This window comes from Dermacoccus sp. PE3 (assembly GCF_001021715.1).
Taxonomy (GTDB): Bacteria; Actinomycetota; Actinomycetes; order Actinomycetales; family Dermatophilaceae; genus Dermacoccus; species Dermacoccus abyssi.
In genome coordinates this window covers 76,024-97,378 of sequence record NZ_LDCM01000004.1, presented here as the reverse complement: position 1 = coordinate 97,378, position 21,355 = coordinate 76,024, and the positions used below count along the sequence as shown (strand labels likewise).

Annotated in this window: 18 protein-coding genes and 1 riboswitch; of the genes, 7 read left to right on the top strand and 11 right to left on the bottom strand. The window is 69.4% G+C overall.

Features of this window, described 5'->3' with window-relative positions:
• The first annotated feature begins 16 nt into the window (after window positions 1-16).
• Complete coding sequence (locus AA983_RS10825) at window positions 17-412, top strand: cupin domain-containing protein (RefSeq protein WP_052947073.1); 396 nt, start codon at window positions 17-19, stop codon at window positions 410-412.
• Here AA983_RS10825 and AA983_RS10820 read toward each other — a convergent pair.
• The 4 genes from AA983_RS10820 to AA983_RS10805 all read right to left on the bottom strand — a co-directional run bounded on the left by AA983_RS10820 (window position 357) and on the right by AA983_RS10805 (window position 6,539).
• Window positions 357-2,498 (bottom strand): AAA family ATPase, encoded by a 2,142-nt coding sequence (locus AA983_RS10820; RefSeq protein WP_047312299.1) that lies wholly within the window; start codon window positions 2,496-2,498, stop codon window positions 357-359. The two genes, AA983_RS10825 and AA983_RS10820, sit on opposite strands and share 56 nt — an antisense overlap.
• A 140-nt stretch (window positions 2,499-2,638) precedes the next feature.
• Complete coding sequence (locus AA983_RS10815) at window positions 2,639-4,183, bottom strand: S1C family serine protease (RefSeq protein WP_231579588.1); 1,545 nt, start codon at window positions 4,181-4,183, stop codon at window positions 2,639-2,641.
• A gap of 42 nt (window positions 4,184-4,225) precedes the next feature.
• A complete protein-coding gene (locus tag AA983_RS10810) occupies window positions 4,226-5,677 on the bottom strand; it encodes a cell wall metabolism sensor histidine kinase WalK (RefSeq protein WP_156170360.1) in 1,452 nt (483 codons plus the stop codon).
• Window positions 5,678-5,843: 166 nt separating this feature from the next.
• Window positions 5,844-6,539, bottom strand: a complete 696-nt coding sequence (locus AA983_RS10805; protein WP_047312580.1) for a response regulator transcription factor — start codon at window positions 6,537-6,539, stop codon at window positions 5,844-5,846.
• A 131-nt stretch (window positions 6,540-6,670) separates the two neighbouring features.
• On the opposite strand from AA983_RS10805, the gene AA983_RS10800 reads away from it, so the two are divergent.
• Together AA983_RS10800 and AA983_RS10795 are read left to right on the top strand one after the other, a co-directional pair.
• Window positions 6,671-7,546: a hypothetical protein gene (locus AA983_RS10800; protein ID WP_052947072.1), complete on the top strand. Its 876-nt coding sequence runs from the start codon at window positions 6,671-6,673 to the stop codon at window positions 7,544-7,546.
• A 95-nt stretch (window positions 7,547-7,641) separates the two neighbouring features.
• A complete protein-coding gene (locus AA983_RS10795) occupies window positions 7,642-8,982 on the top strand; it encodes an MFS transporter (RefSeq protein WP_082128864.1) in 1,341 nt (446 codons plus the stop codon).
• 87 nt (window positions 8,983-9,069) lie between these two features.
• On the opposite strand, the gene pepN is transcribed toward AA983_RS10795, so the two are convergent.
• Together pepN and serC are read right to left on the bottom strand one after the other, a co-directional pair.
• A complete protein-coding gene (gene pepN, locus AA983_RS10790) occupies window positions 9,070-11,652 on the bottom strand; it encodes an aminopeptidase N (protein WP_047312297.1) in 2,583 nt (860 codons plus the stop codon).
• Window positions 11,653-11,726: 74 nt separating this feature from the next.
• On the bottom strand, window positions 11,727-12,863 hold the full coding sequence (gene serC, locus AA983_RS10785) for a phosphoserine transaminase (RefSeq protein WP_231579587.1): 1,137 nt from the start codon (window positions 12,861-12,863) through the stop codon (window positions 11,727-11,729).
• Window positions 12,864-12,900: 37 nt separating this feature from the next.
• Between serC and pdxH the strand changes: the two genes are divergently transcribed.
• Window positions 12,901-13,578, top strand: a complete 678-nt coding sequence (gene pdxH, locus AA983_RS10780; protein WP_047312295.1) for a pyridoxamine 5'-phosphate oxidase — start codon at window positions 12,901-12,903, stop codon at window positions 13,576-13,578.
• 241 nt (window positions 13,579-13,819) lie between these two features.
• Here pdxH and AA983_RS10775 read toward each other — a convergent pair whose 3' ends face one another.
• Together AA983_RS10775 and AA983_RS10770 are read right to left on the bottom strand one after the other, a co-directional pair.
• On the bottom strand, window positions 13,820-14,578 hold the full coding sequence (locus tag AA983_RS10775; RefSeq protein ID WP_082128898.1) for a DUF305 domain-containing protein: 759 nt from the start codon (window positions 14,576-14,578) through the stop codon (window positions 13,820-13,822).
• A 14-nt stretch (window positions 14,579-14,592) separates the two neighbouring features.
• Entirely contained in the window at window positions 14,593-15,246 is a 654-nt protein-coding gene (locus AA983_RS10770; protein ID WP_047312294.1) for a DUF3105 domain-containing protein, read from the bottom strand.
• A 107-nt stretch (window positions 15,247-15,353) separates the two neighbouring features.
• Here AA983_RS10770 and AA983_RS10765 point away from each other — a divergent pair, with 107 nt between their 5' ends.
• A complete protein-coding gene (locus AA983_RS10765) occupies window positions 15,354-16,055 on the top strand; it encodes a metal-dependent transcriptional regulator (protein WP_047312293.1) in 702 nt (233 codons plus the stop codon).
• A gap of 216 nt (window positions 16,056-16,271) precedes the next feature.
• A riboswitch (cyclic di-AMP (ydaO/yuaA leader) is annotated at window positions 16,272-16,443 on the top strand.
• A gap of 3 nt (window positions 16,444-16,446) precedes the next feature.
• Window positions 16,447-17,460, top strand: coding sequence for a C40 family peptidase (locus AA983_RS15830; RefSeq protein ID WP_052947071.1), 1,014 nt, complete (start codon window positions 16,447-16,449; stop codon window positions 17,458-17,460).
• A gap of 74 nt (window positions 17,461-17,534) precedes the next feature.
• Here AA983_RS15830 and AA983_RS15510 read toward each other — a convergent pair whose 3' ends face one another.
• Window positions 17,535-18,299, bottom strand: a complete 765-nt coding sequence (locus AA983_RS15510) for a hypothetical protein (protein WP_156170358.1) — start codon at window positions 18,297-18,299, stop codon at window positions 17,535-17,537.
• A gap of 309 nt (window positions 18,300-18,608) precedes the next feature.
• Here AA983_RS15510 and AA983_RS10750 point away from each other — a divergent pair, with 309 nt between their 5' ends.
• Window positions 18,609-19,184 (top strand): hypothetical protein, encoded by a 576-nt coding sequence (locus AA983_RS10750; protein ID WP_047312291.1) that lies wholly within the window; start codon window positions 18,609-18,611, stop codon window positions 19,182-19,184.
• Here the strand turns inward: AA983_RS10750 and AA983_RS10745 are convergent.
• Both AA983_RS10745 and AA983_RS10740 read right to left on the bottom strand, forming a co-directional pair.
• Window positions 19,168-20,373, bottom strand: coding sequence for an MFS transporter (locus tag AA983_RS10745; RefSeq protein WP_047312290.1), 1,206 nt, complete (start codon window positions 20,371-20,373; stop codon window positions 19,168-19,170). The two genes, AA983_RS10750 and AA983_RS10745, sit on opposite strands and share 17 nt — an antisense overlap.
• 271 nt (window positions 20,374-20,644) lie before the next feature.
• A complete protein-coding gene (locus tag AA983_RS10740; protein WP_047312289.1) occupies window positions 20,645-21,154 on the bottom strand; it encodes an FBP domain-containing protein in 510 nt (169 codons plus the stop codon).
• Window positions 21,155-21,355: the final 201 nt, after the last annotated feature.

The window sequence follows — 21,355 nt, the reverse complement described above, 5'->3', positions numbered from 1 at the left end:
ATCGAAGGAGAAGGCCGTGAGCGACACCGACCCCAGGATCGATGTTCTGTCCCAAGCGAACGTCGAACACGTGCCCGGCCCCGCAGACGTGACGACGGTGCTCGTCACGCTCCCGCCCGGCAGCGCGGGCAGCCCGCCGCACCGCCACCCCGGCCCCGTCTTCGGCTACCTCATCTCCGGTGAGATGCGCTTCGAGATCGAGGGTGAACCCGAGCGCATCATCCGCGCGGGGCAGGCGTTCTGGGAGCCGGGCGGCGACCTCATCCACTACCAGGACGCGAACAACCTCGACGACGCCGAGACCGTCTTCACCGTCACGGCAGTGCTGCCGCCGGGCGCCGACCTGCTCGTTCCCGTCAGCGACGAAGAACTGGCCGAGCGGGCTCACCTGCGGGCGCCGCGCTCGAACTGAGCTGCGGCGGCAGCCCTTGGGCGTGCACGATCGTCAGGGCGCTGACGGCACGCGTCAGGACGACGTAGAGGCGCCGTAGCCCCGTCAGCTCGTCGGCTTCGGCAGCCACGATGTCGGCCGGCTCCACCACGACAACGCGGTCGAACTCGAGGCCCTTCGCCACGTCGGAGGGCACGAGTTCGATCTGGTGATCCTCAGCATCGCCGTGATCGCTGCCCAGTCGTCCGTAGGCCAGCCCTGCGTCACGCAGCGCTGATTCGAGTGCGTCGAGCGTCGATCCGACGGCGATGACGCCAACCGATCCCGGCTCGTTGGCCGCGCTGCGGATCGCGTCCAGCGTTCCTGCGGGGAGGGCCTGCGCGCCGTCGACCTTGAGGTGCTCGAGGCGTCCACGGTTGGAACGCACCGACTCCGGCGCTGCGAGCCCCGTCGCGATCGTCGGCAGGAGGAGCGCTGCGTACTCGATGACGGCCGCCGGCACACGGAATCCCTGACGCAGTTCCTCGAGGTGGAACTCGGGCTTGCCGAGGTGACCCATCGAGGCGTCCCACGAGCCGGGCGCCCACGGCGTCGTCGCCTGCGCGATGTCGCCGAGCACGGTTGCCGAACCCGTCGAGCAGCGACGGCCGACGGCGCGCAACTGCATGGCCGAGAGGTCCTGGGCCTCGTCGACGATGACGTGCCCGAGGCTCGTCGTGCGCTCGATCGCGTCCGCGGCTTCGTCGAGCAGCCCGAGGTCCGCGACGCTCCACCGCGCCGAGCCCTTGGCCCGCGGCGGCTTCGCCCACGGGGCGAGAGCCTGCTCGTCGGCGTCGAGGTCCTCGCGCGCGCACTCGCTGAGGAAGTCGGCGTCGGACAGGAGCCGATGGACGACGCCGGCCGCGTCGATCTTGGGCCACAGCGCCTTGACGTACGCCTTCACCGGGGCGCTGCGCGCGATGGCGTCCTGCACCCGGTCGTCCGGCGAGTCGCCCGACGCTTCGAGCTTCACCATGACGGCGTGCGCCAGCCGCTGCGCCAACATCGCGCGGGCCGCTTCGTAACGCACACCCCGCGTGCGCAGTTCGTCGACGATCTCCGCCACTTCGTAGGCGGCCACGCGCCACCGACGGGAGCCGCGCGGCACGACGAGCGCTTCGGTCGGTTCGCCGACGTGTGCCCAGACGGCACGGTGGATCACGGGCGCCCAGCGCGCGTCCCCCTTGAGCACGGCGACAGCCACGTCATCGGTGCCACGCACGACCCAGCGGCGTTCCTTCGGGGTTTCGGGGTCGGCGTCGCCCGAGAGGAGGGTCGCGATCGTCGCGTGGCGTACCCGCGCCTCGCCGAGCGACGGGAGCACGGCGGAGATGTGGTCGAGGAACGCCGCGTTCGGGCCGACGACGAGGACGCCGGCGCGATCGAGCCGTGCCCGGAAGGTGTAGAGCAACCACGCGGCGCGGTGCAGACCGACGGCGGTCTTACCGGTGCCGGGCGCTCCCTGGATGCAGACGGTGGTCGTCACGTCCGCGCGCACGAGAGCGTCCTGCTCGGGCTGGATGGTCGAGACGATGTCGCGCATCGGGCCGGAGCGCGGTCGCTCGATCTCTTCGGCGAGGATCGCGCTGCGCAGGTCGCCGTCGACGCCGTCGCCTTCGTCGGGGTGGCTGAGGTGCTCGTCCTCGTAGGCGGTCAGTTCGCCGCGCTCGACGCCGAATCGTCGCCGCAGGCTGACGCCCATGGGCTCGGCGGGCGAGGCCCGGTAGAACACCGTCGAAACCGGTGCGCGCCAGTCGATGACGAGCGGGTCGCCGTCCTCGTCGGAGACGTGTCGGCGCCCGACGTAGAGCTGTTCCTCGTGGGCGGCGGCCTGCGTCGGGTCGGTGTAGTCGATGCGACCGAAGAAGAGGGTTGTCGACGGGTCGTCGGTCAGGGCCGCCACGCGCCGGGCAAGCGTCGCGCCGAGGGCCTCACCGCTGACGGCGTCGCTCGCCTTCGACGCATCCAGGGCCAGTGTCGCCTCCCGCATCCGGGCGAGGTTGGCGCGCGCCCGGGCGAGGTGTTCGCGTTCGTGGGTGAGGACGGCGTCCGACGTGGGTGCGGGCATGGGTGACTCACCTCGGGTCGCGAGCGATGGGGGAGAGCCAACAATAGCGGGCTCGGCCGCACTGCTCGGTGCCGCTGTCGACGCGCACGGCCCACCCCGATGTTGCCGGGATGGGCCCTGCGAACTGACGCGTCCTCAGGTCACTTCTTGGCGGGCTGGGCTCCGAGCGTGACCTGGACGTTCTGCTGCTTGCCGTCGCGGATGATCGTCAGTTTCACCGTGCTGCCCACCGTGCGTGAGCGCACCTGCGCGACGAGCGCGTTCGCCGACGTGATGGGCTGACCGTCGAGCTCGATGATGGCGTCGTTCTCACGCAGGCCGGCCTTTTCGGCGCCGCTGCCCTTGCTCACGGACGAGACCTCCGCCGCGGTGAGCGTGGCCTTTCCGTTGCTCACCTCTGTGGGCTGAGTGGAGATGCCGAGCAGTGCGTGCTCGGCCTCGCCCTTGTCGATGAGCTGGTCGGAGATGTTCTTCACGACGCTCATCGGGATGGCGAAGCCGATGCCGATGTTGCCGCTCTGACCGGAGCCGCCGCCGGAACTCAACGACGCGATCGAGGAGTTGATGCCGATGAGACGGCCGCTGCCGTCGACGAGCGCGCCACCGGAGTTGCCCGGGTTGATGGCGGCCGAGGTCTGGATCGCGTTCGTCACGACGGTGTCGTTCGACGTCGACGACCCCCCGGAGTTTCCGCCGCTCGTCGTCACAGGACGGTTCATCGCGGAGACGATGCCCGTCGTCACGGTGCCCGCGAGGCCGAGGGGGTTACCGACGGCCATGACGGGCTGGCCGACGACGAGCTTCTTGTCGTCGCCGATCTCCACCGGGGTGAGCGACGGCACGTCCTTGATACGGATGACGGCGAGGTCGGTGGACGGGTCGGTGCCCACGATGTCGGCCTTGTAGGTGCGGTTGTTGTGCAGCGTCACCTGCACCTCGGCGTCGTCCCCGCGGTCGCCGCCCGCGACGACGTGGTTGTTCGTGACGATGTTGCCCTGCTTGTCGAGGATGACGCCCGAGCCCTGCCCGCCGTTGTCGCCGGAACGGACCGAGATCGAGACGACGCTCGGGTTCACCTTGGCCGCCGTCGCCGACCAGTTGACGGTGCCAGCGTCGGCGAAGTCCTTCGGGTCGGCCTTGATGACGGTGGAGTTACCGTTCGTGTAGCCGGTGCCGTCGTCGCCTGCCTTCACGACGCCGTAGGTGCCTGCGGAGGCGAGCGCCGCTGCGAGGACGGCGGTGGCGCCGACCGCAGCAAACAGGCCCTTGCGGCTCTTCGCCTTCTCCTGGTCGGTCGTCGAGAACGCCGAGGCCGCGGGGCCCTGCGCAGCCGGACCGCCGGGGTGGGCGTTCATCGCGGCGTACCCGCCGGCCGGAGCGCCCCAGGGCGCTTGCTGTTGGGGGTTCGGAGCCTGCGCCGGCTGCTGGCGTGGCTGCGGCACGGTGTGTCCGGCCGTGCCCTGGGTGTTCGGGTGGTCACCGGGGCCGTACGGACGTGCCGGTTCGGGACGGATCTCCTGCGTGGCGTCGACGGGGCGCGAGCCTCCCGAGGGAGTCGAGGTGTCACCCTGGCCGGGACGGCCCGAGTCGGAAGCGCCGGTGGCAGGAGCCTGATGCTGACCGGGCAGCGGGCGCCGCATCCCGCCGTCCGGGCGGTCTGGCGTGGCGTTCGGGTGGTCGGTCATGTCGAGACTCCTGCTGTCGCGTGGTCCTTCTTCGAACCGAGGTTAGTGGGTCGTGGGCGGTGGGTGCGCATCGGTTGAGCGGGCCTGGTCTGTCTGTGGATCCGCTGTGCGGCCGGAGGGCAGACGGAGAGTGAACGTGGCTCCGCCGCCAGGAGTTTCGTCGACCGACGCGGTGCCGTGGTGGGCCGCTGCGATGGCGGCCACGATGGACAGGCCGAGGCCGGTGCTGCCCTGGGTGCGGCTGCGGGCCGGGTCGGCGCGGTAGAAGCGGTCGAACACGCGCTCGCGCATCGACTCGGGGATGCCGGGGCCGTGGTCGACCACTTGGAGCACGGCATCGCGCCGTCCGTCCGGGCCGGGCAGGTACCCGACGCGGACGTCGACCTCGGTGCCCTCGGGCGTGTAGCGCTCGGCGTTCGTCACGAGGTTCGTCACGACCTGCCGCAGGCGCTGCTCGTCTCCGCGCACCGTGACGGGCCCGAGCGGTCCGTCGATGCCGCGCACTCGGAAGCGCTGTGAGGTGACGCGGGCCTCTGCGTCGGCGACGGCGTCCGCGGCGATGACGGTGAGGTCCACGTCGGAGACGGGGCGTGCGGTCGCGGCCGAGTCGGAACCGACCGTCGCGGCGCGCTGTTCGGTCTCGAGGCGCGAGAGCAGGAGCAGGTCGTCGACCATGGCGCTCATCCGCTTGGCTTCGTTCTCGATGCGCCCGAATCCGGCGGACACGTCGGCCGGGTCGGTGACGGCGCCGACGCGGTACAACTCCGCGTAACCGCGGACGGTCGCGAGGGGAGTGCGCAGCTCGTGGGAGGCATCTGCGACGAAGCGACGCATGCTCTCCTCACTGCGATCCTTGACGGCCATCGAGCGCTCGATCTGGCTCAGCATGACGTTGAGGGAGTGCGCGAGGCTCTCCACCTCGTCGGTCGTTTCCGGGTCGGGCACGCGGCGCGTGAGGTCACCGGCGGCGATGGCCGCGGCCGTGTCCTCGATGTCGCGCAACGGGCGCAACGCGCGGCGCACGGCCCACAGGCCTGCGCCCGTCGCGATGAGCAGTGCGAGGGAGCTGACGGCGATTGTCATGATCTGCATGCGGCGTACGACCGTGCGCACGTTCGACAGGCTGACGGCGACCGCATAGGGGCGGCCCGAGGCCTCGTCGATGCCTTGCACCATGCGCCACTTCGTCGTCGACGAGCCCTGGGAGCCGATCGTTTGCGGCGTGCCTTCCGACGTGCGGGCCGTTCGGGCCGAGACGACGGGGAAATCGGGGCGCGGGCCGGTGGCCGGAACGTAGTCGTGGGTGCGCCGGGAATCGACGATGCGTGCCGCGTAGACGTTGAGCGGCACCGCGCGCGTCATGTACGGCTCTTCGGATTCCTGCTGGATCGTCGAGGAGACGAGGGTCGGCGCGGCGGCCTGGAGGTCGGCGTCCTCTCGCTGCACGAGGTAGGTCTCGAGCTGCCAGGAGCCGGCCGTGCCGACGACGAACATCGCAGCACCGAGCAGGCTTGCGAGTACCGCGATGATGCGTGCACGAAGAGGCCAGCGGTGAATGCCGCCCCGCAACCTGGCGTACTGCTCGCGGGCCGTGCGGCCGGGAGTTGAGAGCGTCGACGGCGTCGGACGCGGCGACTGGGAGGGCAGAGCGTGGCCTCGTTCAGCGCGGTTCGCGCAGCACGTACCCGACGCCGCGCTTGGTGTGGATGAGCGGCTCGGAGAAGTCGGCGTCGATCTTGCGGCGCAGGTAGGAGATGTACGACTCGACGATGCCCGCCTCGCCGCGGAAGTCGTAGTCCCACACGTGGTCGAGGATCTGGCTCTTGCTCACGACGCGGCCCGCGTTGAGCATGAGGTAGCGCAACAGCTTGAACTCGGTGGGGGAGACGTCGATGACGCGTCCGGCGCGGCGCACCTCGTGGCTGTCGTCGTCGAGTTCGAGGTCGGCGACGCGCACCGTGGGGCCATCGGCGTCGTCGGCCTTCGTGCGACGCAGCACGGCGCGGATGCGGGCGACGACCTCCTCGAGGCTGAACGGCTTGGTGATGTAGTCGTCACCGCCGACGGTGAGGCCCTTGACCGTGTCGTCGACCGAGTCACGGGCGGTGAGGAACACGATCGGCAGCTCACGGCCGCCGTCACGCAGCTGTTTCGTCACGGTGAAGCCGTCCATGTCGGGCAACATGACGTCGAGCACGGCGAGGTCGAAATCCTGCGTGGCGGCGAGCCCGAGGCCTTCGCTACCGCTGCCGGCAACCGCGACGTCGAAACCGGCGAACTTCATGCTCGTGGCGAGAAGGTCGCGGATGTTGGTGTCGTCCTCGACGATGAGGATGCGTGCCTCGGGTGTGCTCATACCGACCATTCTGATCGTCGAGTCTGGAAGTTTTCTGGATGTCTGCTGGATGGGTTTGCGTGCTGAACGCGACCTTCTGCGGTGCAAGGCATTCCTAGGATGGGGACAGGACGAACGAAGGGGGAGGTGTCATGAGCCTGCGGTTCTACGCCGACGATTCGGCTCGGCGGACGCGTCAGCTCGTTGCGGACGCGCTGCTCGCGCTGTGGTGTCTGCTCGCCGTGTGGGCGGGCGTCATCGTGCACGGCCGCGTGCTCGTGGCCGAGGACGGCGCGACGAAGCTGGAAACCGGCAGCGGTTCGCTCGCTCAGAACATGAACGACGCTGCGAGCGCCGTCGCGAAGATCCCGTTCGTCGGCCAGGAGGTGCGCACCCCCTTCGACAACGCGGCGACGACGGGGCGCAGCCTCTCCGCGTCGGGCCACGACCTCGCCGACGGTCTCGGCAGGCTCTCGTTGACGCTCGGACTCCTGACGGCGCTCGTGCCCATCCTGTTTGCACTCATTCCGTGGTGCTTCACCCGCCTTCGCTACGCCCTGCGGGCCGGGCGCGTCGCGCGCCTGCGCGCGATGCCGGGCGGTGAACGTCTCCTCGCGCTCGAAGGCCTGACGACGCTGCGTCCCAGCGTCCTCGCATCGCTCGATCCGGACCCCGCTGCCGCGTGGCAGGAGGGCGATCGCACCGTCACCCGGGAACTCGCGGCGCTCGTTCTGGTCGCGTTCGGGCTGCGCGGGGGAGACGTGAGCCCAGAGGGAAGGCGCGGGGCTGCGCTGCCGACGACGCCGGGTCGCGATGAACCGTCCGACGCAGGGTCGCCGACCACTGAGTCGCTCGATGCTCGGGCGGCCGATGAGCCGGTCGACACCGACCCGCCCTACGACCAGTTGGGCGACGACGATCTCGACGACGACATCACCCTCGTCGACGGGCCTCAGGACGACAGGGACGACGACGGCGACGACGACGGTTTCGACCCCGAGGGCGAGACGCGCGTCACCAAAGCATAGGTACGGAATATTCCGCGGCATTCCGGCGTTGACGGACGTGATCGCCCGCCCGTCCCGCGAGCCGAGGAGGTACCACGAGCCCCACATTCGCCTCGTTGTCCATCCGTAACTACCGTCTGTACGCCGCCGGCGCACTCGTGTCGAACGTCGGCACCTGGGTCGGACGCGTCGCCCAGGACTGGGTCGTTCTCACCGAGCTGACCGACCACGACGCCGCTGCCCTCGGCCTCGTCACTGCGCTGCAGTTCGCGCCCGTCGTCCTCCTCGCCCCGCTCGCCGGAGCGTTCGCCGACGCCTACCCGAAGCGTCGCCTGCTCATGCTCAGCCAGAGCGCGCTCGCGCTCACCTCGGCGCTGCTCGCCGTTCTGCTGCTCACCGACACCGCGAGCCTCGGCGCCGTCATGGCCATCGCCTTCGCCCAGGGCATCGCGACCGCGCTCGACAACCCGACGCGTCAGGCATTCGTCTCCGAGATGGTTCCCGAGAGCCGCCTGACGAACGCCGTCGGTCTCAACTCGGCCTCGTTCAACGCTGCGCGCCTCATCGGCCCCGGCGTCGCCGGCCTGCTCATCGCGAGCATCGGCGCGGGCTGGTCGATGGTCGTCAACACGCTGTCGTTCGTCGCCGTTCTCGTGGCACTCGCCGCGATGAACCCCCGCGAACTACGTCCGGCGCCCCGGCGCAAGGGCCGTGGGGGAGTGCGCGAGGGGCTCGTCTACGTCCAGGGACGGCGCGACCTGCAGCTCATCATGGGGCTCGTCTTCGTGCTCGGCACGTTCGGTATGAACTTCCAGATCACGACGGCCCTCATGGCGACGACGGTCTTCCACGCCGACGCCCGCGCCTACGGCGTCATCTCGTCGGTCATGGCTGTCGGCTCGCTCGCAGCCGCTCTGCTCGCCGCACGCCGCAAGGCGCCGTCGCTGCGGCTCCTCATGCTCGCGCTCGTGTCCTTCACGGTGTTCTCGGCGCTCGCCGCGATCGCTCCGAACGTCTGGCTCTTCGGCATCTTCCTCGTGCCCGTCGGCCTCGCGTCGCTCACGGCGCTGACGACGGCGAACGCCACCGTTCAGCTGAGCGTCGCACCGGCGCTGCGAGGTCGCGTCATGGCGCTCTACATGGCGATCCTCATGGGCGGCACACCGGTTGGCGCTCCGCTCATCGGCTGGATCGGCAACACGTTCGGCGCCCGCTGGACCATCCTCGTCGGCAGCATCGCCGTCGGCCTTGCAACGCTGGTCGCCGGGGTGGCGCTCATGCACGCCCGCCACTACGACTCGCGTGATGTCATGGCGATGCGTCCGCGGCTGCACCGCAGCGAGCGCGACCTCGACAACACCGACGACGAGCGCGTCAGCGCTCTGGCCAGCGTCTCGGCCGGCCAGAGCGGCGACGCCGCGGTGCGCGAACCCGCAGTGAGAGAATCGGCGGCATGACCCCGAAGACCCGTCGCCTCATCGTTCTCGTCGCGCTCGCGGCTTTCGTGCTCGTGCCGATCCTCGCCCAGCTCGCGAGCCTCTGACTCAGACGGAGGCCGCGGCGCTCGCGTTCTCGCGGGCACGCTCGGCGCGGCGTAGCTGGTCGACCTCCTCGACGACGATGCGGCGCAACGCTCCCGGGGCCTCGACGCGCCCGTCGAGCCAGGCCTGAGCGGCCCCGGCATCGGTGACGACACCGAACAGCCCACGGGCGAGTTTCGAGGCGATGACCTGGCTGCGTCCGTTCCACCACCGCTCCAGCGAATCGAGGTAACGCGCCTGCAGGTCGACGCTCTGAGCGCAGAGCACCGACGCAGGGTGCGTGAGGCCGGCGACGAGGGCAGCCACCTCCTCGTTCGTCAGTGACTCGTCATCGGTGCGCTCCCATGCGGTGAGCTTCGCCTGTGGTGTCGCCAGCGCGGCGCGCACGGCAATGGCCTGTGCGATGCCGCGTTTCGTCGTATCGCGCTCGAGTTCGCGATCCAATTCGGCCCGCACCTCGTCGACCTCGTGCTCGCCGGCGTGCGCCGCGCGCGAGACGAGCAAGGCCCAGCGCTCGTCGGCGTCGGGGTGGAAGAGACCGTCGGGGCCGTCGAGCATTGCCCTCACTTCGTGCTGCGCCGCGGGAGCGATGCCGGCAGCCCACGTGAGGACGCGTCGCCACGCCAGCGCGAGATCGAGGCGTGCGGTCGGTTGTGCGAAGGCGTCGTACAGGTCACCGTCGAGGGCCGAGGTGTAGGCATCCCGCGCGACACGCCACAGCGCGTCGCCCCACTCAGTGCGCATCGAGGTGGGGAGATACGCCGTGACGGCCGTGACGTACTTGAGGCACACGCCGTCGACGACGGCGGGGGAGCGCTCTGCCGGGATGTGCCCGAGCACCGTCCGGCAGAACGTCTGCGTCGGAAGGTGCGCGTCGCGGCACGCGTGCCACAGCTGACCCCACGCGACGGCACGCGAGTTCGTCGGCTCGAGCGCCGCGAGATGACCCGTCAACGCGTCGAACGTGGCGGCGTCGGGCACGATGCGCGCGTACGTCCAGTCGTGGTCGTCGACGAGCGTGACGGCGCCCGTGTTGGGCAGGGGAGTGCGTGCGTCGGTGACGTCGATCCACTCCGAATCGAGGGGCGTCCAGCCCTCGTCCGTGACGGAGAACGACGTCACCTGGAGGCGGTGCGGGCGTGCCGCCGGGGCGGCGGGCGGTTCGTCGGCGCTCCAGTCGAGGCTTTCGCGCACGAGCTCGCCACCGTCCACCGAGAGGGTGTCCGGGCCGGCCGTGCGCAACCACGCCTCGGCCCACGCGCTCATGTCACGTCCGCTCGCGGTCGACAGGGCGGTGAGGAAGTCGGTGAGCGAGGCGTTGGCGAACGCGTGGTCCGCGAAGTACGCCGAGACTCCTGCGTAGAAGGCGTCCTCGCCGACGTAGGCAACGAGCTGACGCAGCACGGAGGCGCCCTTGGCGTAGGTGATGCCGTCGAAGTTGGCCCGCGCGGCCTCGACGTCGGGGATGTCCGCGACGATCGGGTGCGTCGTCGGCAGTTGGTCGGCGGAGTAGGCCCACATCTTGCGGCCGAGCCCGAAGGTCACCCAGGCGTCGGCGAACTCGGTGACCTCTTCGCTCGCCTGGGTGCCGATGAAGTCGGCGAAGGACTCCTTGAGCCACAGGTCGTCCCACCACGGCATCGTGACGAGGTCGCCGAACCACATGTGCGCCATCTCGTGCAGAAGCGTGTTGGCGAGTGCCTCGCGCTCGCTGCGGGTGGCGTCGCCGCGCTTGAGGTAGCGCTCGTTGAACGTCACGAGGCCGGGGTTCTCCATGGCGCCGATGTTGTACTCGGGCACGAAGATCTGCTCGTACTTGCCCCATGGGTACTCACGGCCGAACCGCTCCTCGCACCAGGGCAACCCGGCCTTCGTCCAGCGCAGCAGGTCGGCGCTCGGCAGACGTGACGCCATCGCGGGGCGGCACATGAGCGACAGCGGCACGCGGCGGCCGTCGTCACTCACCCACTCGTCCTCGACGAGGTGGTACGGGCCGGCGATGACGCACACGATGTACGTCGAGATCGGCAAAGTCGGGGCGAAGTCGGTCGTCGTGACGGCGCCCTCGCTCGCGCTGTGCTCGGCTTCGGCGTTGGAACGCACGAGCCACCCTGTCGGTGCGCTCACGCTGATGCGGAACGGAGCCTTGAGGTCGGGCTGGTCGAAGCACGCGAAGACCCGGCGGGCGTCAGTCGGCTCGAAGTGCGTGTAGAGGTAGGTCTCGCCGTCCTCGGGGTCGTGGTAGCGGTGCAGGCCCTCACCCGTGTGGCCGTACACGCACTGCGCGGTGATCGTAACGGTGTGTTCGCGCCCCGGCGTGAGCCCTTCGACGCGCACGCGCGAGTCCGCGTACGTCGCTCGGGCGCGCTCACCGTCAAGTTCGACCTGCGGTTCCCCTACCGCGACGAGGTCGATCTCGACACTCGACTCGCTCGAGACGAGCGTGATCGTCGAGGTCGACGTGAAGGTCGACTGTGTCGAATCCGGCGCCCCCGTCAGATCGAGGTGAATGGCGTGGTCGGCGAGTTCGACGGTCGCGGAACGGTGTTCGGCGACGGCGCGAGTGAGGTTCGCGGCCGAGGGCATGAGCGTCCTTCCTGGGAATGCAGCCTGGGAAATGCTAGCGGCGCGGGCTCGGCCCGCCCGCTTGAGCAGTGACGTCAGAGACGTTCGATGACGTGGTCGATGCAACGCGTCAGGGCCTCGACGTCCGAGGGGTCGACGGCCGGGTACATGCCGATGCGCAGCTGGTTGCGGCCCAACTTGCGGTAGGGCTCGACGTCGACAATGCCGTTGGCGCGCAGCGTCGCGGCCAGCTTGGCGGCGTCCACCGTGTCGGCGAAATCGATCGTGCCGATAACGAGTGAGCGGTGCTGGGCTTCGCTGACGAACGGGGAGGCCAGTTCGTGCGCGTCGGCCCAGGTGTAGAGCGCCTGCGACGACGCGGTCGTACGGCCCACTGCGAAGTCCATGCCGCCGCCTGCGAGGAGCCAGTCGAGCTGCTCCTTCATGAGCGCGTACGTCGCGAGGGCCGGCGTGTTGTACGTCTGGTGGGCGCGACTGTTCGTCACCGCGGTGTCGAGGTCGAGGAACGGAGGAATCCAACGTCCGCTCGCCTTGATGCGCGCGACGCGTTCGAGCGCAGCGGGGGACATGAAGGCGAACCACAGGCCGCCGTCGCTCGCGAACGACTTCTGGGGCGCGAAGTAGTAGACGTCGGTCTCGGTGAGATCGACGGGCAGGCCTCCGGCCGCCGACGTCGCATCGATGACGACGAGTGCGTCCTCGGCGATGCCGTCGGGGCGCTGCACGGGTGCCATCGCGCCGGTCGAGGTCTCGTTGTGCGCCCAGGCGTAGGTGTCGATTCCGGCCGTTGCGACGGGGGAAGCGACACTGCCCGCAGGTGCCTCGATGACATGCGGAGCCTCGAGGAAGGGTGCCGCCGCAGCAGTGGCGAACTTGGCGGTGAACTCGCCGAAGACGAGGTTCTGCTGACGCTTCTCGATGAGGGAGAACGTCGCGACGTCCCAGAACGCGTTCGAGCCTCCGACGCCCATGACGACCTCGTAGCACTCGGGCAGGGAGTAGAGCTCGGTGAGGCCCGCCTGCACGTCGGCTACGAGGTTCTTCACCGGTGCCTGACGATGGCTGGTTCCCATGACGGGCGCCCAGCGCGAAGCGAGGGCCTGGAGGGCTTCCGGGCGGATCTTGCTCGGGCCGGAACCGAAACGTCCGTCGCTCGGCTTGAGCGAATCGGGGATGACGACGGTTTCCGCGGCAGAGGTCTCGGCACTCACTCGGAGCAGTCTAGGTGTGCGGGTGCAAGATGGGGGCATGACTGAGGTGCGAATCGACTACGACGGTGAAGGTCTCGACGAGTCGCAGGTGCCCCCGGCGCCCTACGACCTCGTGCGGCAATGGGTGGGCGACGCGCGCCGCCGCCAGGACGCTTCGGGTGACGTGCCGGAGCCTGAGGCCATCAGCATCGCGACGGCGAACGCTCAGGGCGCACCCCACGTGCGGACGGTGCTCATGCGCTACCTCGAGACCGACGGACCCGGTTTCTACACGAATCTCGAGTCGGCGAAGGCATCCGATCTTGCGGCCAACCCTCAGGTGGCGGGCGCGCTGACGTGGCCCATGATGTTCCGCGCGATCCGGTTCACCGGCACAGCTCGGGAGCTGCCGCGTGACGTCGTGCGCACATACTTCGACTCACGCCCGTGGGGTTCGCGCGTCGGTGCGTGGGTCTCGAAGCAGTCGCGCCCGCTCGACTCACGCGCCGAGCTCGAAGCGGCGAACGCCGAGATGGCTGCGCGCTACCCCGACACCGGCAGCCCCGACGACGTTCCGTTGCCCGACTTCTGGGGCGGCTACCGCATCGACTGCGATGAGATCGAGTTCTGGGCGGGTCGCCACTCGCGCCTTCACGACCGTCTTGTTTTCGTGCGAACCGCCGAGGGGAACCTCGACGACCCCTCGGCATGGCGTCTCGAACGTCGTTGGCCGTGAACGAGATTCGCTGACGCGAAATCCCCTGCCGGGACGATGCGACCTACCTCACGCGCGGTGGGTGTTCCTTCGGGAACGAAGTCGACCCGTTGTAGCGTTGACCATGACGAAGCGCGCCGCGTTCCCTCCCCCTGGTGGCGTGCTTCGTTCTGTTCGGCCGCAGCGCCTTCGGGTGCGCGCCGAACGGCGAAGGGCCGGACTCCCACGTGGCGTCCGGCCCTTCGTTCTTGTTTGCTGATGGCTATTTCTGACCTGCTTCGGCATCGCTCCAGGGTTTGGCGCCGCGCTTGGCGAGCATGCTCGTCATGAGGTTGATCTCGCTCTTCTGGCCCTCCACCATGGTTCTGGCCAGGCGGACGGTCTGTGAGTCGCTCGCCGCAGCCTGAGCGGCCTCTGCCATCTCCACGCCGGCGCGGTGGTGGACGATCATCAGCCGCAGGTAGAGGATCTCTGCTTGCTTGCCGCGGCTCTCGCGTAGCTTCGACAACTGCTCGCCGGACGCCATGCCCGGCATCCGGCCGTCCGCGAGGAGCATTTGTCCCTTCGGAAGACCAGCGTGCTGGTGGCCGGTCCGCGCCATCCACGCCATGCGCTCACCGGACACCGCGAGGGGCAGCTCCCATTCCTGCAGCCACGCCATCATCTGGCCGCGCTGGTTCTCCTGCGTCGTCGCGATGTCGTAGGAGAGCGTCTGGATGTCGGCTGCGGTGCTGCGCGAGCGCACCGTCATCGACATGTCGACAGCCTGCGCGTGGTGCGCCGACATGTCGCGCGCGAACCCGGCGTCGACGCTGTCGGCTCCCGGGTGACGTGGCTGCGCCGACCACATGCCGACGAGTGCGGCGAGGACGAGGGCCACGAGTGCGACCAGCGTGATGGCCGCCGGGCGGCGTACCTGTGCCCAGGTGAGGTCGTCGCGACGCTCGTCGTCCGACGCGGGCTCCGGGCTTCGATGACGCTCGGGGCCCCCACCGTCGTGCGGTTTCTTTTCGTCCGTCATGGAAGGTCCGAGCGTCACATCTGGCCGGCGAGCTTGCCCGTGTTCGGGTCGTACGCGCCGCTGCAGGCTGCGCCCGGCTCAGGCGTCTGGGGGCCCTGCAGGTAGGCGTCGATGAACTTCTTGATGCGCGGATCTGAAGCGTTGTCGACCTTGAGCTGGTGGCCCCAGGCCGTCAGGACGATCTTCGAGCCCTGACCCGGGTACTGACTCATGAGCATGTAGTCCTGGCCGGCCAGCTTCTTCAGCTTGGAGATGTCACCGCTGCTCGCCTTGTCGGTGGTGATCCACACGGCGCCGTGTTCGAGGCTGTGGACGGCGTACTTGTCCGGGATCTTCTTGTCGTAGACGCCGCAGTTGGCCCAGGCCTGGTTGTGGTTACCGCCTGCGGGCGGCGTCATGGGGAACGTGGGGTCGCCCTCCACGTGGTCGCGGCCCAGGTTGCTCCACGTCTTCATGCCCTTGATGTCGGAGCTGGCGGTGCCGCCGTCGCCTCCGTCGCCGGAGTCGCGCGTCGCGAGGAAACCCACACCTCCACCGAGCGCGACGACCGCGGCGACTCCGCCCGCGATCAGGGCCATGCGCTTCTTCTTTTCCGAGCGGCGCTGCTCGGCCTGCATCTGGGCGAGGCGCTCGCGTCCACTCGCCGTATCGCGATCGCTGCGTGCCATGGGGGTACTCCTCGTGGGCTTCGTGCTGTGCGGTCGGCGCTCATTATGGCCGTACAACCTTTGCGCACGGCTACGCAGGGGGCCGTGGAGGTGGCACTCTTGTCCTCGTGAGTGACCTCATCGATACCACCGAGATGTATCTGCGCACGATCTATGACCTCGAGGAAGAGGGCATCCCTCCGCTGCGCGCACGTATCGCCGAGCGCCTCGGCCACTCCGGCCCGACCGTCTCGCAGACGGTCGCGCGCATGGAGCGTGACGACCTGCTGCACGTCGGTGACGGTCGGCGGATCGAGCTGACGGAGAAGGGGCGCACGCTGGCGACCCGCGTCATGCGCAAGCATCGCCTCGCCGAGCGCCTGCTCGTCGACGTCATCGGGCTCGAACTCGAGTTCGTGCACGACGAGGCATGCCGCTGGGAACACGTCATGAGTGAGCGCGTGGAGCGCAAGATTCTCGAACTCATCGCCGACAAGGGCCTGTCGCCCTACGGCAACCCCATTCCGGGTCTCGCAGAGCTGGGATGGGAAGGGGAGGCGATCGGCTTCCGTGACGGCGTGCAGTCGCTGGTCGAGGTCGCCGGCCAGGAGCCCGTCGAGGTCATCGTGCGGCGCATCGGTGAGCCGGCCCAGGCGGACGCCGAGTCGCTCGCTGTTCTGACGAGCGTCGGCCTCGCGCCGCAGGTGGCCCTGATCGTGCGCGCCGAGGGTGAGCGTGTGCACGCTGCGGTGCTCGACCGGCCGGACGACGCGGTGTCGCTTCCGCACGACCTCGCGTCCCACGTTTTCGTGGAGGTTCGTCAGGGCTGACGCGTGTGATGTTTGTCACATAAGCGGCCTGTAACGGTTTTGCGGATTTCGGCGGTGGCGGGAAGCGTCATGCCCCCACGGGTGGAGTTCGCGTTTGCCGCGCCGTGACGCGGCGAACACCAACTCCACGTGTCCGTGATCTTTCCGTTACGGTCGGTTGCGGTTCGGTTCGAGAACACTCGTTCGCCCTTCGCGCCCAGCCCTGTCGGGGCGTACGAGTCTTATCCGCGAGATCGCAGTGACAGGGGCGGGGGACCCACTTTTCGTCCGAGGCCATGAGCCACGGACTTGGGGTGAAGTCACGCACGAGACCGCACAGGTCGGCGTGACCGGGCTGAGCAACTGGCCCGAACCCGACAGCTCACCTCGTAGGCGCTCGAGAGGTTGCACATTGTCCACCCAGAAGACCATCGGTCGTCACGCCCAGTCGAAGAACCCCCGTAGCCTGACCCGCGTCTCCGCGGCCGTCACTGTCGCCGGTGGTCTCGTCGCAGGCCTCGCCGCGACGGGCTCGTCCGCAGGCGCTGCTCCGACGACGCCGCGTGAGGAGGCCGTGCGGGCCGCCACGACGCCGCTCGAGCTCAAGACGGTCACCCCCGCCAAGTCGCTCGTCGTGAAGCAGGCCAAGAAGGCTGCGGCTACCAAGAAGTCCACTGTCAAGAAGGCCTCGCGCACGCAGGTCCGTCAGGCCCTGACGCAGCGCAACGAGCGCGCCACGCAGGCCCTCGCCGCTCAGCGCAAGGCTGCGCAGGAGCGTCGTGAGGCTCGCGCCGCCGCGAAGGAGCGCGAGGAGCGTCAGCAGCTCAGCCGCACGCAGGTGCGCCGCACCGTCACGCAGCACCGCACGCCGAACCAGCAGAACGCCAACGGCCAGCAGCGTCAGCGTCCGGCCGCTACGGCGACCACGCAGCGCACGCGTCCGGCCGCTACGGCGACCACGCAGCGCACGCGTCCGGCCGCTACGGCGACCACGCAGCGCACGCGTCCGGCCGCTACGGCGACCACGCAGCGCACGCGTCAGTACACGGTCAACACGGCCGCGACGCGCATGACGAACCAGAAGGCCTCGGCTGCCACGCCGTCGCGCTCCGGTGTCGTCGCCATCGCGTCGCGCTACACGGGCATCCGTTACACGTGGGGCGGCAGCACGCCGGCCACGGGTCTCGACTGCTCCGGTTTCGTCGCCTACGTGTTCAAGCAGATCGGCGTCAACCTTCCGCACCAGTCCGGTGCCATCCGGGCCATGACGACGCCGGTCTCGAACCCGCGTCCGGGTGACCTCGTCTACTCGCCGGGCCACATCGGCATCTACGCCGGTAACGGCATGTCGTACGAAGCCCGCCAGGCGGGCATGCCGTCGGGTCTCTACCCGGTGGTTCGCGGATCCTCCTACGGCCGCCTCTGACCGAACCGGTCGCACGACAAAGGCGCCGCAAGCCCTCGGGCTTGCGGCGCCTTCGCGAGTTGGTGGACCCGGGCTTACTTGAACTCTCGGAAGAACATGGCCGCTGCGCCACCGACGCCGAGGAGGACGACGCCGAGTCCGATGGCGAGCGTGAGGTTGCTCGGGCCGTCGGAGTCGTCGAACGCGGGCGCGGCGAGGCTCGACGCGCTGCTGCTCGGCGTCCGTGACGACGTCTTCGAGCTCGAGGAGGACGTGGAGGACGACGACGAGGAGGACGCGCTGCTGCTCGGCGTGGAGGTGGCCGTCGGGCTCATCTCGTTGGAGCGGGTGGTGGACGGCTCCGTCGGTGCCGGAACGTCGCTCGTCGCGCTCGGCAGGCCGGTTGCGGGCACGTTGTCCGTGGTCGGTGCGGGAGCACTGTGCGTTCGCGTCGGCGTGTAGGTCGGGGTGGACGTCGACGGCTCCGGCGCCGGAACGCACTGGTCGAGCGGGAGCGAGCCGACGCCGACTCCGCCGGCATTGATGTAGACGGCGCCGGCGCCCGACGGGATGGACAACGTCACCGTCGTCGACGCGTACGGAGCCACGGTGGTGGCCGCCGGGGAGACGGGGGAGCCTCCCGCTGAGGCGGTGAACGTCTGGACGAGTTCGCTGCCGTTGGTCAACGTGACCGTGACGAGCGTTCCGTTCGCGCCGCAGGTCGGCGACTGGAAGATGGCGCTGCTGCCTCCCGGCGCCATGGGGAGCGCGGACGCGGCGGACGCGCCGGTGACAGCGATGACGCCGAGACCGGCGGCGCCGGCGAGAGCGCGGGCGGAGGAGAAGGGGCGTGCAAGCATCGGGAGCGACCTTCGGAAGACGTCGAGCGGCGTGGTGCCCGTCGATTCTTCCACGAACCGAGCCGAACAGCAGGACGATCGGTCTTCGATTGCCCGGCTGGGGTCGACGAATCAGATGAAACTCGAGTGCAACCAAATGCTCGCCTCGTGCGTCTTTCCTCGTGAACGCTCGAAAACAGAGCGGTCCGTCACATTTGCGCCGCAGCGCACATGGGGCAGAAGGCTCGCGGTAGCGGGGTCGGTGGGGTCTTGGGGGCTCGATCGCCCCCGCACCGGCGAGCGGGCGTTAGGTCTGATTGACTTGGCGCCGTGACGATCAACGCAGCTGCTGTGGCCTACCTGCGCCACCACCTGTGCGAATTTCTTCTCTTCGTCGTACTGGCCACGCCGGTGCTCGTCATGCGTCCGTTCCTCGGCAACGTTGTCGTCGTCGTCCTCTTTTTCGTCATGTACTTCGGTTTCTCGTACCAGAGTGAGCGTGCGGTTCGTCTGCGCGTGGACGACGACGGTGTGCAGTACCTCGCGGACGGGCGGGATCGCTCGTTCATCGCCTGGAGCGAGATCGGAGCGATCGTGCCGCGTCGGTTCCGCGGATGGCCCGCCGAGGATGCTCTCGTCGTCCTCGATCACGCGGACAAGCCGCTTCTCGTGGCTGGTGTCGCGATGTTCGGTGATGCGGACCTGCGGCGGGTGAAGGCCTACGCCGGGCAGCGCGTCGAGGTGCGTGAGCCTGTTGTTCTGTCGGCGCTCACGGGTCGAGCGGGCGGACACCGTCGGCCCGATCTCGTGCCGGAGCGCACGTCGGAGCGGTTCCTCGCGTCGTCGATCGGCGGCATGGTACTCGCCGCGCTCGTGGCGGTGGCGCTGTTCAGCTTCGTGCGCTGAGGCGCTGTTCGCGTCGGTCGGAGAGGACGACGACGGCGAGGCACGCGGCGGCCATCGCGGCGCCGAAGAGGAACATCACGGAGTAGTGGATGACCGCCTGTTCCGCGACCAACGCCATGATGGCCGGCACCGCGAAGCCGAGGTAGGTCACGGAGTAGAAAACGGCGGTGAGGCCGGCGAGGTCGCGCGGGCCCGCGATGCGCTGCACCTCGAGCAGGCCGCTCACCATGGCGAGGCCGTAGCCGGCGCCGAGGACGAAGCTACCGAGAATCGCGGTGGCGATGGCCAGCTCTGACGCGGCGAGAGCGCCGAGCAGCATTCCGGCGACGAGAACGACGAGCGCCGCCGTCACGGCCCGTGCGGAGCCGGGGCGGTCGATCTTGCGCCCGAGGGATTGCACGAAGAAGCCGCAGGTGAGGCCGACGACGCACAGGAGCGCGGAGAAGGCGATGGGTGCGTTCGTCACGCGGGAGCTCATGAGGGCGGGCAGGACGGCGTACGCGCAGGCGGCTGCGCCGAAGACCCAGGGCGCGACCGGCAGGACGACGGTGAGGAAGCGTCGGTGGCCGAGCGCGGGGATGCGCAGGTCGTCGCGCAGGCGCCCGGTGTTGCGGTTCGTCAGGTCGATGGTTTCCGGGGTGCCGCGCAGGCCGATTGCTGCGCTCAGCGTGACGAGGATGTTGACGACGTACGCGAGTTCGTCGGGGTAGGGCGCCCACTGAGCGAGGCAGCCGGCGACGCCCGCACCGATGCCGAATCCGGCGGTGAGCGACATGGCGGCGCGCTTGGCGCCGGTGCCGTCGGGTACGTCGTCGTAGGGGCGGGAGGAGAGTTCCTTGACCCAGGACGTGCCGACGGCCATGACGAGGCCGAGCGCGATGCCGGACAGGACGCGTCCGGCGAAAAGCGCCGCGACCTGACCGTGCGCGAGCGCGAGGGTGGCACTGCCGGCCATCGCGATCCAGGGGGCCGGAGCGAGGAGCTTGGCTCGCCCGTACCGGTCGGAGAGCGGGCCGCCGATGAGCAGCGACGGGATGATGCCGAGCACGTAGGCGAAGAGCAGGATGTCGACGGTGACCGCCGGCAGGTGGTGCTGCGACTTGTACATGACGAGCAGGGGAGTGAACTCGTTGCCACCCCAGGCCACGGCGAGCATGGCGTGGGCGGGGCGGGTCCACGGCTTCGTCATGGGACTTCCTCCAGGTGCTCGGCTACTGGCAGGTACCCATGCAATCACGCGGCTTGGCTCGGTGGTGCGGTGCGTTTCGGGGAGTGAGCGACGTCATCGTGGGCGGGGTGTCGTGAGGGGTACAGGCCTCGCGCGGTCGGGCGTGTGTGGTGCCGGACTGACGCGGTGCCCCGTTGTGTTCTGACGGGGCCCGGTTCAGGTGCGAAGGCGGCGTGACGACGCGCTGAGTGCCGGGTGACCGCGAGCCTGCTCGACCCGGTGAACCGGACGACTACGCCGTCTCGCTGATGAGGTCGAGAAAGTGTCGGGAGCGCTCGCGCAGTTGGGCGACGCGCAGTTCTTGCCAGGCGACGCGTTCGGCTTCGTCCTGAACCTCCATGGCGTTGGGGACGCGGCGGGCGTTCCTCGAGCAGGAGAAGTCGGTGCAGATGGACGTGCCGACGGTGTTGCCGACGCGGCCGCTCGCTCCGGCGCGCGGCGCGACGTAGAGGGTGACGTTGTCGGTGGCGGTGATGTCCTGACACCAGGAGCACAGCAGCTTGCGGCGCTCCTTGGGTGGGGTGGCGCGGCGCAGGAGGAGGGTGCGCACTGCGTCGCCGTCCTCGGTCTCGACGACGAAGGTGGCGTACGACTGCTGCTCGCGCTTGGGGTCGATCCAGCCGAAGTAGTCGCGACCGTCCCACTCGATGCCGTCGAGGTCGGGCAGGTTGGCGCGCTTCGCCTCGCCCTTGGAGGCGTTGACGAAGGACGCACGGATCTCTGCTTCGGTGACGGCTCGCATGGGTTCCATCCTCTCGGAGCGCTTCTGCGGGCCGCAAACGAATTCAGTCGGGGAGCAGCAGTCGCGCCCGCTCGGGCCAGAACGTGACGGGGCAGTGGCCGCACAAGGGGGCGCCGCGCAGGCGCGGCGCCCCGCGACTACAGCAGCCCGCCCGACAACAGTTAGGCTGACCGCTGCGCGTGCAACCCCTCGGGCGGAGCA